At 76.4% G+C, this 14,342-nt stretch carries 12 protein-coding genes and 1 tRNA gene; 5 read left to right on the top strand and 8 right to left on the bottom strand.

The window, feature by feature from the left end; translation table 11 throughout:
• Window positions 1–99 precede the first annotated feature (99 nt).
• The gene (locus tag Q0848_RS14830) at window positions 100–1,683 is read left to right on the top strand and encodes a malectin domain-containing carbohydrate-binding protein (RefSeq protein WP_299038884.1); all 1,584 of its coding nucleotides are present in this window, start codon (window positions 100–102) and stop codon (window positions 1,681–1,683) included.
• Here Q0848_RS14830 and Q0848_RS14825 read toward each other — a convergent pair.
• The 7 genes from Q0848_RS14825 to Q0848_RS14795 all read right to left on the bottom strand — a co-directional run bounded on the left by Q0848_RS14825 (window position 1,680) and on the right by Q0848_RS14795 (window position 8,152).
• A complete protein-coding gene (locus Q0848_RS14825; RefSeq protein ID WP_299038882.1) occupies window positions 1,680–2,852 on the bottom strand; it encodes a glycosyltransferase family 1 protein in 1,173 nt (390 codons plus the stop codon). The genes Q0848_RS14830 and Q0848_RS14825 overlap by 4 nt on opposite strands.
• Window positions 2,849–3,715 (bottom strand): hypothetical protein, encoded by an 867-nt coding sequence (locus Q0848_RS14820; RefSeq protein ID WP_299038880.1) that lies wholly within the window; start codon window positions 3,713–3,715, stop codon window positions 2,849–2,851. Before Q0848_RS14820 ends, Q0848_RS14825 begins: the two co-directional genes overlap by 4 nt.
• Before the next feature lie 158 nt (window positions 3,716–3,873).
• Window positions 3,874–4,800 (bottom strand): sulfite exporter TauE/SafE family protein, encoded by a 927-nt coding sequence (locus tag Q0848_RS14815; protein WP_299038878.1) that lies wholly within the window; start codon window positions 4,798–4,800, stop codon window positions 3,874–3,876.
• Between the two features lie 126 nt (window positions 4,801–4,926).
• On the bottom strand, window positions 4,927–5,391 hold the full coding sequence (locus tag Q0848_RS14810) for an Rrf2 family transcriptional regulator (protein WP_299038876.1): 465 nt from the start codon (window positions 5,389–5,391) through the stop codon (window positions 4,927–4,929).
• Between the two features lie 40 nt (window positions 5,392–5,431).
• Window positions 5,432–6,409, bottom strand: coding sequence for a ribose-phosphate diphosphokinase (locus Q0848_RS14805; protein ID WP_299038874.1), 978 nt, complete (start codon window positions 6,407–6,409; stop codon window positions 5,432–5,434).
• Complete coding sequence (glmU, locus tag Q0848_RS14800) at window positions 6,406–7,893, bottom strand: bifunctional UDP-N-acetylglucosamine diphosphorylase/glucosamine-1-phosphate N-acetyltransferase GlmU (RefSeq protein WP_299038872.1); 1,488 nt, start codon at window positions 7,891–7,893, stop codon at window positions 6,406–6,408. The genes Q0848_RS14805 and glmU overlap by 4 nt, the downstream gene beginning before the upstream one ends.
• Before the next feature lie 187 nt (window positions 7,894–8,080).
• Window positions 8,081–8,152, bottom strand: a tRNA-Gln gene (locus Q0848_RS14795).
• Window positions 8,153–8,472: 320 nt separating this feature from the next.
• Here Q0848_RS14795 and Q0848_RS14790 point away from each other — a divergent pair.
• On the top strand, window positions 8,473–9,435 hold the full coding sequence (locus Q0848_RS14790; protein WP_299038870.1) for an acyl-ACP desaturase: 963 nt from the start codon (window positions 8,473–8,475) through the stop codon (window positions 9,433–9,435).
• A 131-nt stretch (window positions 9,436–9,566) separates the two neighbouring features.
• On the top strand, window positions 9,567–10,274 hold the full coding sequence (locus tag Q0848_RS14785) for a TetR/AcrR family transcriptional regulator (protein WP_366146630.1): 708 nt from the start codon (window positions 9,567–9,569) through the stop codon (window positions 10,272–10,274).
• On the opposite strand, the gene Q0848_RS14780 is transcribed toward Q0848_RS14785, so the two are convergent.
• Window positions 10,244–11,554, bottom strand: coding sequence for an acetyl-CoA C-acetyltransferase (locus tag Q0848_RS14780; protein WP_299038866.1), 1,311 nt, complete (start codon window positions 11,552–11,554; stop codon window positions 10,244–10,246). The genes Q0848_RS14785 and Q0848_RS14780 overlap by 31 nt on opposite strands.
• Before the next feature lie 79 nt (window positions 11,555–11,633).
• Between Q0848_RS14780 and Q0848_RS14775 the strand changes: the two genes are divergently transcribed.
• Together Q0848_RS14775 and Q0848_RS14770 are read left to right on the top strand one after the other, a co-directional pair.
• Complete coding sequence (locus Q0848_RS14775) at window positions 11,634–13,172, top strand: 3-oxoacyl-ACP reductase (RefSeq protein WP_299038864.1); 1,539 nt, start codon at window positions 11,634–11,636, stop codon at window positions 13,170–13,172.
• Entirely contained in the window at window positions 13,169–14,263 is a 1,095-nt protein-coding gene (locus tag Q0848_RS14770; RefSeq protein ID WP_299038862.1) for a MaoC/PaaZ C-terminal domain-containing protein, read from the top strand. The genes Q0848_RS14775 and Q0848_RS14770 overlap by 4 nt, the downstream gene beginning before the upstream one ends.
• Window positions 14,264–14,342: the final 79 nt, after the last annotated feature.

Here is a 14,342-nt window from a genome sequence, read left to right as displayed (position 1 = left end):
GCCCGGGCCGCTCGTCCAGGGGCGAGAGCCCGGCGGCGAGGTCGGAGGGGCGCACCGGACTCCCGGCGCGCTCCCTCCGACACCGAAGAGGTGCTCCCCGTGGTCGCCAGCTCCCGCCATCGACGCCGCCCGTCCCGACGTGTCGCCGCCCTGGCGACCGTCCTCACCTGCTCCGCGCTCGCCACCGCGTCTGCGACGACGGCCTCGGCCGCCGACGGGTTCGCCGTGCGCACGAGCACCTCGACCGCGCCGGTAGTGGACTCCGCGGGCGCCACCTGGTCGGCGGACTCGGGCTTCACCGGCGGCACCCGCCGCACGCTCGCCTCCACCACCGCCGTCAGCGGGACGAGCGACCCGGCCCTCTACCGCAGCTACCGCTACGGCATGACGGGGTGGAGCACCGCGGTGCCGCAGGCGGGCGACTACGACGTCACGCTGAAGATGGTCGAGCCCTACTGGACCGCGGACGGCCGGCGCGTCTTCGACGTGTCGGCCGAGGGGACGCGCGTCCTCTCCGCCGTCGACGTCCACGCGGCCGGGGGACGCCTGGGGGCCGTGGACCGCACGGTGCGGGTGCGGGTCGTCGACGGCCGCCTCGACCTCGCGTTCACGGCCTCGCAGGACAAGGCCGTCGTCAGCGCCGTGCAGGTCCGGGCCGTGCCGGCGGCCGCGCCGGTCGCCGCCGCACCGGCCACCACCCCGACGGAGACGACCGCGGCGCGGACCTGGGTCTCGGGCAGCTCCTGCGCGGGGGCCGCCGACGGCGCCTTCGGGACCTGGCGGGGCCGTCCGCTCGAGCTCGTCACCACGTGGGCGGACGACAACGCGGCCATGACGAACTTCTGGACGCTGCAGCCCGGCGGGGAGCACGGCGCCTGGAGGGGCGACCTCGACGTCGCCGTCGGCGCCTTCGGCGCGGGCGAGTCCTGGGCGCGCGCGGCGACCGGCGCCTACGACGCCCGGTGGCGGACCTCGATGACGAAGCTGGCGGAGCTGCGCCGCTCGAGCACCGGCACCACCTACGTCCGCTTCGCCCACGAGATGAACGGCGACTGGTACCCCTGGAAGGTCGACGCCGCCTCCAGGGCCGACTTCGTCACCAGCTGGAAGCGCTTCCGGGCCATCCAGCGAGAGGTGCTCCCCGGCGCGAAGCTCGTCTTCAACGTCAACCGCGAGTCGGTCGGGTCGGGCGTGGACTGGCGGACGACCTTCCCGGGCGCCGCGCACGTCGACGTCCTCGGCGTCGACTACTACAACCAGTGGCCCGCGGTCTCCACCCACGCCGAGTGGGACGCCGCCGTGCTCCAGCGCGACGGGTTCGGCGCTCCCAAGGGCCTGCAGCGGCACCTGGAGTACGCGAGGTCGCAGGGCCTGCCGCTGTCGGTCTCCGAGTGGTCCGGCAACGCGTCCCAGGGTGACTCGCCCGTCTTCGTCGAGCGCATGCACCGGTTCTTCGCCGAGAACGGCGGCACGGGCCCGGGCGAGGTGCTCTACGAGTCGCTCTTCAACTGCTGGGGCACCGAGGGCGACTTCCAGCTGAACCCCACGGTCCGCCTGCCCCTGTCCGCGGAGGCCTACCGGCGCGCGTGGTCCCAGCCCAGCACGCCCACGACCAGCACGCCGACGACCAGCACGCCCACGGCCGCCCCGCCGACGGGCCAGTGCGTGGCGCCGGGGGTCTAGGAGGCCGGCAGCCGGCCCCCCGAGGCGCGGACGAGCTCGTCCCACAGGAGGCGCGCGCTCCGGTCCCAGGAGTAGCGCTGCGCGTTGGCGCTCCCCCGCCGGACCAGGTCCTGCCGCAGGTCCGGCTCGGAGTCCAGGCGCGCGAGGCAGCCGGCGACCGCGGCCACGTCGAGGGGGTCGACGAGCAGCGCCCCGTCGCCGGCCACCTCGGGCATGGAGCTGCGGTCGGAGGTGAGCACCGGTGAGCCGGAGGCCTGCGCCTCCAGCACGGGCAGCCCGAAGCCCTCGAAGTGCGGGATGAAGACGGTCGCGCGGGCACCCGCGTAGAGCCCGGGCAGGTCCTCGTCGGGCACCCGCCCGGGGAGGAGGACGGCGTCGCGGTGCGCCATCGCCTCGTACGCCTCGAGGGTCGGGCCGGCCTTCCACGCCGAGCGCCCGGCCACGACGAGACGGGTCTGCGAGCCCGTCTCGTCGCGGAAGCGGTCGAAGGCGCGCAGCAGGGTCACGAGGTTCTTGCGGGGCTGCAGGGCGCCGACGAACAGGAGGTAGGGGTGGTCCTGCGCCCAGCGGGCGCGCAGCTCGGCCGCCTCGCCCTCCCCCACCGGGGCGAAGCGGGCGTCCACGGCGTTGGGCACGACCGCGATGTCCTCGGGGTCGGTCCCGTAGGTGCTCACCACGTCGTCCCGGGTGGCCCGGCTGACCGCCACCACCCGGGACGACGCCCGCACGTAGCGGGGCGTCATGCGGCGGTAGTACGCGCCGACCAGGGGCGTCACGTCCTCGGGGAAGTGCTCGAACGCGAGGTCGTGCACCACCGTCACGCGCGGCACGCGCGTCGCGAGCGTGGTGAACCCGTCCGGGCTCAGCAGGACGGCGGGGCGGTGCGCGAGCAGCCACGCGGCGACGGCGCCCTCGAACCACGCGGCCCACAGGACCGGGTGGCGCGCCGGCGGAGGCAGCACGTGCTGCACGACGTTGGGCCCGTAGCGGTATCGGGGATCGGCGCGGCGGTCGTGCAGCAGGTGGAAGGTCACGTCCGGGTGGTCGCGGACCATGCGCTTGAGCGTCTCGTCCGTGAAGCGCCCGAGACCCTCGAGCTGGTCCCCCGGGAGGAGGAAGCGGGCGTTGACGGCCACCGACGGGGCGCTCCGCGCGGCGCGGCGCGTCACGGCGTCTCCTCGGCGAGCCGCTCCCAGTCACCGCCCGCCGGCAGCAGCCCAACCTCCAGGTGCATCGCCAGGTCCTCGCGGGGCGCGACCAGGACCCGGCCGGCACGGGCGCGGCGGTGGCTGGCGAGGTTGACTACGACACGCATCACCGGCTTGACCACCACCTTGCCGACGCCCCGCACGGAGCGCCTCGGGGCGAGGTCGCGGTGCAGGTGGCGCCAGGAGTACGGCTCCATGCCCTGCACGGAGTGCCAGGTGGCGCCGTCGATCGGCGACCCGGCGCGCGAGGCGAGGCGCAGCAGCCAGCCGTCCTCGCGCAGCGCCCGCGAGCGCACCCCAAAGGTTGAGGTCGTCCCGCGCACCCTGTCCCACACGGAGCCGTGCACCTCGACCGGGCCGCCCGGCAGTGACGGGACGTCGCGGGAGGGCTGGCTCGGGTGGGTCGCGAACCACGCGGAGCCGTCCGCCGTGTACAGGGTGAGGTAGTCGGCCTCCGGGATGGCCGCCGCCGCCGCCAGCAGCGAGGCGACGGCGTCCGGCCGGTAGAGGTAGTCGTCCTCCGCCAGCCAGTACAGGACGTCGCCGTCGTCCTCGCGCGCCAGACCCTCGGCCACGCGCACGCAGGCGCGCATGCTCGCCGCGGCGGACCCCCCGCTCACGAGGTGCACCCGCTCCCCCTCGCGGACCGCCCCGGCCAGCTCGTCCGGCAGACCGCCGTCCGCCACGAACGAGATCCGGACCGCCTCCCCGGACTCCTCCACCGAGCGCCGCAGGGAGGCGAGGGCCACCGATCGCGAGTAGAAGTCCGGGCGGGCCTTGCGGTTCTGCCCCGGGCGGGTCCTGTAGAGGACGTGGAGACGCATGCTCCCCCTGTCTCGGTCTGCCGGGGCCGGCACGGTCCACCAGCGCCGCGGGATGTGGGCGAACGGCCGCCAGCTGGTCTCGCGCGGGCGGCCGCACCCGAGCCTAGCCAGCCGGTCGCGGACCGGGCCGGGCCTCTCACGACCGGCCGCCGCCCTGGTCACCTGCGGGCGGAGGCCAGCTCGCGCTCGTCGTCGGGGTCTGCCGCTCCCCAGCCGGCGTCCTGGCCGAGGGCGCGCTCGCGGCGGTGGCGGCGGACGGCGTAGACGACGGCCGCCGCCCACAGCAGGAGCAGCACCGGGTACACCACGACGCCGGCGGCCGCCTCCAGGTCGAGGGCGCGCAGCAGGGTGCGGGAGTTGGTCACCACGATGACGCCGCCCACGGCGGCGCCGAGGACGCGCGCCGGCAGGTAGCGCACGATCCAGGCGGCCACCGGCGCCGCGACGACGCCGCCCACGAGCAGGGCCGAGACGACCGCGAGGTCGAGGCCGGCCGTGCCCAGGCCGAGGAGGAAGCCGAGGCTGGCCGCGACCGCGACGACGAACTCCGAGGTGTCCACCGAGCCCACGACCTTGCGGGGCTCGACCTGGCCCGAGCCGAGCAGCGCCGGGGTGGCCACCGGACCCCACCCGCCACCGCCGCTGGCGTCGAGGAAGCCGCCGAACAGGCCCACGGGGACGAGGAAGCGCGAGCGCACCCGGCCGGGCCGCCGCACCAGCGAGCCCGTGGTGAAGCGGACACCGACGTACACGCCGAGGGCCAGCAGGACGCCCGCCGTGTAGGGGGCGGCCGACTCGGTCGACAGGCTGCTCAGCGCCGTCGCGCCCAGGAAGGCGCCGACGGCGCCCGGCACGGCGAGGCGCCCGACGATGCGCCAGTCGACGTTGCCGAACCGCCAGTGGGAGGCGCCGGACGCCAGCGTGGTGCCGATCTCGGCCAGGTGCACGGACGCCGAGGCCAGCGCCGGGGAGGTCCCCGAGGCGATGAGCAGCGTCGTGGAGGTGACGCCGTAGGCCATGCCGAGGCTGCCGTCCACGAGCTGGGCCGCGAGGCCCACCAGGGCCAGGACGATCCATCCGCGCATGCTCACTCCTATTAAGTCGACCAGATCACTCGGGAATCATCGTGAGCGAAGCCGGTCTCCGGGCGGAGCGCAAGGGCCGGACCGGGTGGTCTCAGGGAGCGGACGCCGCAGGAGGGACGGGACGGGCTAGATGTCCATCCCGATCTCGTAGGACGGGCGCCGCTCCGGCAGGTGCTCGACCACGACGTCGGGCAGGTCGTCGCGCACGACCATGGCGACCGTGGTCGCCTCGAGGATGGCGCGCTCGCTGGCCCGCAGGGCCACCCAGACGTCCTGCAGCGCGACGGAGGCGCCGCGGTAGTCGAGCTGCTCGGGGCGTAGGTTGCGCACGAGCGCCAGCGGCCCGTCGATGGCCCGGATGACGTCGGCGACCGTGAGCTGCTCCGGGTCCACGGCGAGCGCGTGGCCGCCGTCCGGCCCGCGCCGGCTGGTCACCAGACCGGCCCGGCGCAGGTCGCGGAGGATGGCCTCGAGGAAGCGCTGCGGGATGGCCTCCGCCTCGGAGACGCGGTCGCTCGTGGCGCCGCCCGGGCGGGAGGCGAGCTGGCACACCGCGCGCAGCGCGTAGTCGGTCTTGGCGGTCAGGCGCACGCGCCGCTCCCCTTCCCTGCTCCCCGGTGCGGTGCGGGGGTCAGCTGTTGCCGTCGAAGAGGCTCGTGACCGAGCCCTCGTCGAACACGGCGCGGATGGCCCGGGCCAGCAGGGGGGCGATGGACAGGACGGTGAGCTGCGGGAAGCGGCTCTCCTCGGCGATGGGCAGGGTGTTCGTCGTCACCATCTCGACGATGGGACTGTCGCGCAGCCGCGCCACCGCCGGCCCGGACAGGACCGCGTGGGTCGCCGCGACGAGCACCTGCGCGGCGCCGTTCTCCACGAGCGCCTCCGCCGCCTGCACGATGGTGCCGCCGGTGTCGATCATGTCGTCCACCAGCACGCACGTGCGGCCCTCGACCTCGCCGACGAGCTCGTGCACCTTGACCTGGTTGGGGACCGTGGGGTCGCGGCGCTTGTGGATGATCGCCAGCGGGGCGCCCAGGCGGTCCGACCACTGGTCGGCCAGGCGGACGCGGCCGGCGTCCGGGGACACCACCGTGAGGTCGGCCCGGTCGACGCGCGAGCCGATGTGGTCGGCCAGCAGGGGCATGGCCCACAGGTGGTCCACCGGGCCGTCGAAGAAGCCCTGGATCTGCGCCGTGTGCAGGTCGACGCTCATGAGCCGGTTGGCGCCGGCCGTCTTGTACATGTCCGCGACCAGGCGCGAGGAGATCGGCTCCCGGCCGCGGTGCTTCTTGTCCTGGCGCGCGTAGGGGAAGAAGGGTGCCACCACCGTGGTGCGCTTGGCCGAGGCCCGCTTGAGCGCGTCCACCATGAGCAGCTGCTCCATGAGCCACTGGTTGATGGGCGCCGTGTGGCTCTGCAGCACGAACGCGTCGGCGCCGCGGACGGACTCGCCGAAGCGGACGTAGATCTCGCCGTTGGCGAAGTCGTACGCCGACGTCGGCACGAGCTCGACCCCCAGCTCCGCGGCGACCTCGGCCGCCAGCTCGGGATGCGCTCGTCCGCTGACGAGGACCAGCCGCTTCTCGCCGGTCGCCTTGATACCCGTCATCGCGCGTCTCCCGAGGTGTCGCTGTCGCTGGTGGTCGGAATGTCCTGCGCGCTGCGCGCACGGGCTGCGGCCAGGGCCGAGGGGCTGCCGGCGCGCCGGCGCTCGACCCAGCCCTCGACGACGCGCTGGCGGGCGCGCGCGACCCCGATCGCCCCCGGCGGCACGTCCTGGTCGATGACCGAGCCCGCGGCCGTGTAGGCGCCGTCGCCCACCTCGACGGGGGCGACGAGCATGGTGTCGCTGCCGATCCGCACGTGGTCGCCGACCTTGCTGCGGTGCTTGGCGACGCCGTCGTAGTTGACGAAGACGACGGCGGCGCCGATGTTCGTGCCCTCGCCGATCTCCGCGTCGCCGACGTACGTCAGGTGCGGCACCTTCGAGCCCCGCCCGATCGAGGCGTTCTTGGTCTCGACGTAGGCCCCGATGCGCCCGTCCTCGCCGAGGCGCGTGCCGGGCCGCAGGAAGCTGAAGGGCCCCACGGAGGCGCCCTCGCCCACCTCGGCGCCCGTGCCGTGCGTGCGCACGACCGAGGCGCGGGGGCCGACGACGCAGTCCCGCAGCGTGCTGTCGGGGCCCACGACGGCGCCCCCGGCGACGCGCGTGGAGCCCAGGAGCTGCACCCCCGGCTCGAGCCGGACGTCGGGTGCGAGCTCGACGTCGACGTCGACCCAGGTGGTCGCCGGGTCCACGACGGTGACGCCCGCGCGCATCCACCGCTCGAGCAGCCGGCGGTTGAGCTCCACGCCCGCCCGGGCCAGCTGCACCCGGTCGTTGACGCCGTCGGTCTGGGCGACGTCCTCCACCGGCAGGGCCGCGACGGCGAGCCCGTCGCCGCGGGCGATCGCGAGGACGTCGGTCAGGTAGACCTCGCCCTGCGCGTTGTCGCTGCGCACCCGGGTGAGGACGTCCGCGAGCGTCGCGGCGTCGAAGGCGTAGATGCCGGTGTTGACCTCGCGGACGGCGCGCTCGCCCTCGGTCGCGTCCTTGTGCTCCACGATCCGCTCGACCCCGCCGTCCGCGCCGCGCACCACGCGCCCCAGGCCGGTCGCGTCCTCGGGCTCGGCGGACAGGACGGTGACGGCGTTCCCGCGGGCCTCGTGCTCGGCGACGAGGTCGCCCAGGGTGGCCGGCTGGAGCAGCGGGACGTCGCCGTAGGTGACCAGGACCGTCCCCGTGAGGACGACCCCCTCCCCGCGCAGCGCCTCGAGCGCGCAGAGGACGGCGCGGCCGGTCCCCGGCACCTCGTCCTGCTCGGCGACCAGCACGTCCGGGTCCACCTCGCGGGCGTGGGCGGCGACGCGCTCGCCCTCGTGGCGCACCACCACCACCAGGTGCTCCGGGTCGACCCCGCGGGCGGCGACCACCGCGTGGCCGAGCAGGCTCCGGCCGGCCAGGGGGTGCAGGACCTTCGGGAGGGCCGAGCGCATCCGGGTGCCCTCACCCGCGGCGAGGACGACGACGGCGCGGGGCCTGGGGCTGCTCACGCGAGCGGGCTCCTCGGGGCGGCGGGTACGGGGGGACTGGGGCTGCGGGGAGGACTGGGGCGCCCGGAGGGCTGGGGCGTCGGGCGAGGGACGGCGGCGACCCTACCGCTCGGCCGCGACCGCCCGGCCCCCTGAGAGCGGGCCGGCGCCGGGCCGCGGGCCCCTGCCCCGGTCGCGCCCGCCCCGGCTCCCCCGCGAGGACTCGAACCTCGATCTCACGCTTCCAAAGAGCGGCGTCCTGCCGTTGGACCACGGGGGACCGCCGGGCCGCAGGGCCCGCGGGCGGCGGTCCCGCGCCGCGGACCGCCGCGCCCGACGCTACCCGGGCCGGCCCGGGGTGCGGCGGGGACCAGCGAGCCGCGAGGCGTGGAGCACGGGCGCGACCGGCTCGCCGCCCGGACGACCGGGCCGCCCGTGCGCGTCCGGGGACCGTCCGCGCGGGCCCGAGAGACGGAGGCAGCCAGAGCGGCGGCGAGCGGGCACCCGGAGGGAGCGCCCCGCTCCTGGACCCGACCCGGACGCGCCCCGCCCCAGCGCCGCGAAGCGCAGGTTACGGCTCCGTAGGTTACGGTTCCGTAGGTGACCACCACCACGGACAGCCCGGAGGCCGCGGCAGAGCTCCAGAGCCGCCTGCTGCGCGACCTCGAGCCCGTCGTCGCCGAGAACCTCGAGCGGCACCTGAAGGCCACCACGGCCTGGAACCCCCACGACTACGTGCCGTGGAGCGAGGGCCAGAACTTCGCCTACCTCGGCGGCACCGACTGGGAGCCGGGCGACTCCAAGCTGAACCCGGTCGCGCGGACGTCGATGGTGGTGAACCTCCTCACCGAGGACAACCTCCCCAGCTACCACCGCGAGATCGCCACGAGCTTCGGCCGCGACGGCGCGTGGGGCCAGTGGGTGGGGCACTGGACGGCCGAGGAGGGCCGCCACGGCATCGCGCTGCGCGACTACCTCGTCGTCACCCGCGGCACCGACCCCGTCGAGCTCGAGCGCCTGCGCATGGAGCACATGGCCGCCGGCTACGACGACGGCGACAAGTCGATGCTCCAGACGCTCGCCTACGTCTCGTTCCAGGAGCTCGCCACCCGCGTGAGCCACCGCAACACGGGTCGCGCCACGGGTTGCCCGGTCGCGGAGGGCCTGCTGGCGCGCGTCGCCAAGGACGAGAACCTGCACATGGTCTTCTACCGCAACCTCCTCATGGCGGCCTTCGACCGGGCGCCGGACGAGACGATGGAGGCCATCCGCAACGAGGTCATGGACTTCGCCATGCCGGGCGCGGGCATGCCCGGCTTCGCGCGGTCGTCGATGATGATCGCGAAGGCCGGCATCTACGACCTGAAGCTGCACCACGACGACGTCCTCATGCCGGTGCTGCGCTTCTGGAAGGTCTTCGAGCGCACCGACCTCGGCCCCCGGGGCGAGGCGGCGCGCGAGGAGATGGCGCAGTTCCTCGGGCAGCTCGACGAGCAGGCCACCCGCTTCGTCACCCGACGCGAGGAGGCGGCCGCCCGCCGCGCCGCGCGGATCGACGCCTGATCGCCGTCCGGGGCGCGACCCCGCCGCCGCGCGGTCGCGCCCCGGCCCCCGGGCGCCCTCCCGCCCGTCGGGCGAGGGGGCAGGATGCCCGGGTGACCACCACTCGACCGCCCGCCCCCCGGCGCGCGCGGATGACGGGCGCCGAGCGCCGCGAGCAGCTGCTCGACGTGGGCCGGGCCCTGTTCGCCGAGCGGGGCTTCGAGGGCACCAGCGTCGAGGAGGTCGCGGCCCGGGCCGCGGTCTCCAAGCCGGTGGTCTACGAGCACTTCGGCGGCAAGGAGGGGCTCTACGCGGTCGTCGTGGACCGCGAGGTGCGCCGGCTCCTGACCGCCATGACGGAGGAGCTGGACGTCAGCGGACTGCACCCGCGCGAGGTCCTCGAGCGGGCGGCGCTGCGGCTGCTGGACTACGTCGAGGACTCCACCGACGGGTTCCGGATCCTGGTGCGCGACTCCCCCGTCGCCTCCAGCGGGGGCACGTTCGCCACGCTGATCTCCGACATCACCCGCCAGGTCGAGCACCTCATGGTGCGCGAGATGGAGAACCGCGGCCTGCCCGCCGAGGCCGCCCCCATGTACGCGCAGATGCTCGTCGGGATGGTGGCGCTCACCGGCCAGTGGTGGCTCGACACCCGCCGGCCCGAGAAGTCGGTCGTGGCGGCGCACCTGGTGAACCTGGCCTGGAACGGCCTGTCGGGCCTGGAGGCCGACCCGCGGCTGATCGCGCCCCGCGCGCACGAGCCCCGGCCCGCGAGCGCGGCGGACCCCGCTCCGGGGACCGGCGACGGCGGCGGGGCCGCCGGCGCAGCTCAGCGCTCGAGGACCGCCACCACGCCCTGACCGCCTGCGGCGCAGACGGACACGAGCGCACGCCCGCCCCCGCGCACCGCGAGCGCCTTGGCCGCGGACGCGAGCACCCGGCCGCCGGTGGCGGCGAACGGGTGCCCGGCGGCCAGCGAGCCGCCGTGCGGGTTGAGCCGGTCGCGGTCCACGCTCCCCAGGGGCTCGTCGCGGCCGAGGCGCACCCGGCAGAACAGCGGGTCCTCCCAGGCGGCGAGCGTGCACAGCACCTGGCTGGCGAAGGCCTCGTGGATCTCCACGACGTCGAAGTCGTCGAGGACCAGCCCGGTGCGCGCGAGCAGCCGGGAGACGGCGTGGGCCGGAGCCATCAGCAGGCCCTCGGCGCCGCTCACGTGGTCGACAGCCGCTGTCTCGGAGGCAGTCAGGTACGCCATCGGCTCCATGCCGCGCTCCGCGGCCCACTCCGGCGAGGAGAGCAGGACGGCGCTCGCGCCGTCGGTGAGCGGGGTGGAGCTGCCCGCCGTCATCGTGGCCGTCTCCCCCTTCCCGAAGACCGGCTCGAGCTTCGCCAGCTGCTCGGCCGTCAGGCCGGGCCGCAGGACGTCGTCGCGCTCGAGACCGCGGTGGGGCACGACGAGGTCGTCGAGGAAGCCGCTCTCGTAGGCGGCCTCGAGCCGGTGGTGGCTCGCGAGCGCCAGCGCGTCCTGCGCCTCCCGCGTGATGGCCCACTCGAGCGTCGTGCGCGCCTGGTGCTCGCCCATGGACAGGCCCGTGCGCGGCTCGGCGTTGCGCGGCGGCACCGGCACGAGGTCGCGCGGGCGGACGGCGGCCAGCGCGCGCACCCGGCCGGTCACCGTCTTCTCCCGGTTCGCGCGCAGCAGCGCGCGGCGCAGACCCTCGGAGACGACGACCGGTGCGTCCGACGTCGTGTCCGCCCCGCCGGCGATGCCGGCCTCGATCTGGCCGAGCGCGATCTTGCCCGCCACGCCCAGCGCCGCCTGCAGGCCCGTGCCGCAGGCCTGCCCGACGTCGTGCGCCGGCGTCCGCGGGTCCAGCACCGAGCCGAGGACGGCCTCGCGCGTGAGCACGAGGTCCCGGCTGTGCTTGACCACCGCCCCGGCGACGACCTCGCCCACCTGCTCGCCCGCGAGGTCCGCGCGACGGGCGAGCCCGTCCAGGACCGCGGTGAGCATCTCCTGGTTCGATGCCGTGGCGTAGGCGCGCCCCGAGCGGGCGAAGGGGATGCGCGTGCCCGCGACGACCGCGACGGGGCGCGGCGAGGGGACGCTGCCGTAGGGCCGGGGGGTGGTGGCTGCCATGCCGGTCACTGTGCCACGGCCGGCCGCCGGGTGTTACCCGTGGGTAACTTGTTCGTCCCCGCGGCGGTAGGTTCTGCCCATGGCCGAGACGACCCCGCCCGCACCGGCGTCGACGACGACGCCGTCCCCCGGAGCCCGCGAGACCGCGACCGAGGCCGCCCTCCCGCCGTCGGGTGACGCGCCGCCCGGGGGCGCACTGACCGAGGGCGCGCTGCCCGGGGACACCGGGGCCCCGGCCGACCGGTACGCCGCCTTCGCGCGCAGCGGCCTCGGCCGTCGCCTCGTGCCCGGGCTGGGACTGCCCGACCCGGTGCCGCTGCGGCGCGACGCCCCCGGGGCTCCCCTCGCCCCCGGACCCGTCCTGGTCACCGGCCTGGTCGTCCCCGGCGGCGGCGTGCTGAGCGGAGAGGCGGCCGGCGTCGCGGCGGCCGAGCTGTCCGCGGCCGGCGCGCGCGTCGTGGGACCGGCGGACGCAGCGGCGGACGGCGAGCGGCTCGGCGGCCTGGTCGTCGACGCGACCGCCGCGACGTCGCCGGCCGAGCTCGTCGGCCTGGTCGGCGCCTGCACCCCCCGGCTGCGGCAGCTCGCCCGCGGAGCCCACGTCGTGGTCCTCGGGCGCGACCCCGACCGGCTCCCCGCCGGCACGCCCGCCGCGGTGCGCGTGGCGCAGCGGGGGCTCGAGGGCTTCACGCGCTCCCTCGGCAAGGAGGTCGGCGGCGGGCGGACCGTCCAGCTCGTCCTGCTGTCCGGCCGGGGCGTCGAGTCCCTGGGCTCGACGCTGCGCTTCCTGCTGTCCGGGCGCTCGGCGTTCGTCAGCGGCCAGGTCGTGCGCGTCGGGGACCCGGTCCACGAGCTGCCCCCCGGCGACGAGGCCCGGGGGCCGGAGCCGCTGGCCGGGCGCACCGCCGTCGTCACGGGCGCGGCCCGAGGCATCGGGGCGTCGGTGGCGCAGCTGCTCTCGGCCCGCGGCGCGCACGTCGTCCTCGTGGACGTGCCCGCGGCAGCGGCCGACCTCGCCGCGACGGCGCGGGCGGTCGGCGGCGAGCCGCTGGTCCTGGACATCACCTCCGACCTCGCGCCGGGGCGCCTCGCCGAGCACTGCGAGCGCGCCGGCGGCGTCGACGTCGTCGTCCACAACGCCGGGATCACGCGGGACCGGCGGCTGCGCAACATGCGCCCCGAGGCCTTCGCCTCCGTGCTCGACGTCAACGTCGGGGCACCGCTGCGCCTGACCGAGCACCTGCTGGGCGCCGGCCTGCTGGGCCGCGGCGGTCGCGTGGTGGGCGTCTCGTCCCTGGCCGGCATCGCCGGCAACGACGGCCAGACGAGCTACGCGGCGTCCAAGGCCGGCGTCATCGGCCTGGTCGACGCGCTGGCCGCGGGCGCCGCGGCGGCCGGCACCACCGTCAACGCCGTGGCGCCGGGGTTCGTCGAGACGCGCATGACGGCGGCCGTGCCGCCCCTGACGCGCCAGCTCGGGCGCCGCCTGGCCTCCCTGGGCCAGGGCGGGCTGCCGGTCGACGTCGCCGAGGCCATCGCCTGGTTCGCCGAGCCGGGGACGGCCGGCGTCAACGGCCAGGTGCTGCGCGTCTGCGGCCAGAGCCTGCTGGGGGCGTGAGCGTGGGCCCGGCCCGCCGGCCCGAGACCGAAGACGGTCGCCGGCCCGAGGCAGCCTCGGGCCGTCGCCCGGCGGCCGCGGTGCCGCTGGCGCCGTCGGCCCGCCAGCTCGCCGGGGCGCTCGTGCCCCGCCGCCGCTCCGGCTCGCTCCCCGACCGGGTGGTCGAGGCGCGCGGGGTGCGCGTCGACCCGGCGCACCTGGACGCCTGGGTGCGGGTGTGCGGCAGCCGACCCGACGCGCCGGTCCCCGGGACGCTGCCGGGCGCCTTCTGCCACGTCCTCGCGTCGGGGGCCTCGATGCGCCTGCTGCTCGACCCCGCCTTCCCGCTGCCGCTGCTGGGCATGGTCCACGTCGCCCAGCGCCTGGAGGTGCTGCGGCCCGTGGACGCCCGGGAGCCGCTGGACCTCGCCGTCACCGCGCGCGACCTGCGCCCGCACCGCCGCGGCCGCCAGCTCGACGTCGTCGCCACGGCCAGCGTCGCGGGCGAGCTGGTCTGGCGCGGCACGAGCACCTACCTGCACCGGGAGGCGGTTCCTCCCCGCGACGAGGCGTCGCCCTCCGACGCCGGGACCCCGGCGCGGCCGACCCAGGCGGAGCCCGGGAAGTCGATGCCTGACAGGGAGTCTCGGGCGCGGCCGGCCGACACGGAGGTCCGGACGCCGCCGGACGCCACGGGTGGCGAGAGGCGTGGCAGCGCCGCGGCCGGAGCCCTCGGCGACGCGCGGCGCGCCCCCCTGCCGGACGGGAGCGTCCGGTGGACCGTGCCGGCCGGCACGGGCCGGGCGTACGCCGCCGTCTCCGGGGACCCGAACCCGATCCACCTCTCGCGCCCCACCGCGCGGCTGCTCGGCTTCCGGCGCCCGATCGCCCACGGCATGTGGACGCTGGCGCACGCCCTGCTCGACCTCGAAGGTCGCGTGCCCGCGGCGCACGACGTCTCCGCGCGCTTCCTGCGCCCCCTCTCCCTGCCCGGCCGCGCCGTGCACGGATGGCGTCCGCTGGACGAGCGCACCGACGGCGCGCTGCTCCTCGCCGTCCGCCGCGAGCGCGACGGCGAGCCGCACCTCGTCGCCGAGGTGACGCCCCGCTGACGACGGCGGCGGGATGGGTCGTCGAGATGGAGGTCTGCGTCACGACGAGGGCGCTCCGGTGACCCAGACCTCCATCTCG

This window comes from uncultured Pseudokineococcus sp. (genome assembly GCF_947495735.1).
Lineage (GTDB): Bacteria > Actinomycetota > Actinomycetes > Actinomycetales > Quadrisphaeraceae > Pseudokineococcus.
The sequence above is the reverse complement of the archived record's forward strand: the minus strand, read 5'-3'. Positions and strand labels throughout refer to the sequence as shown.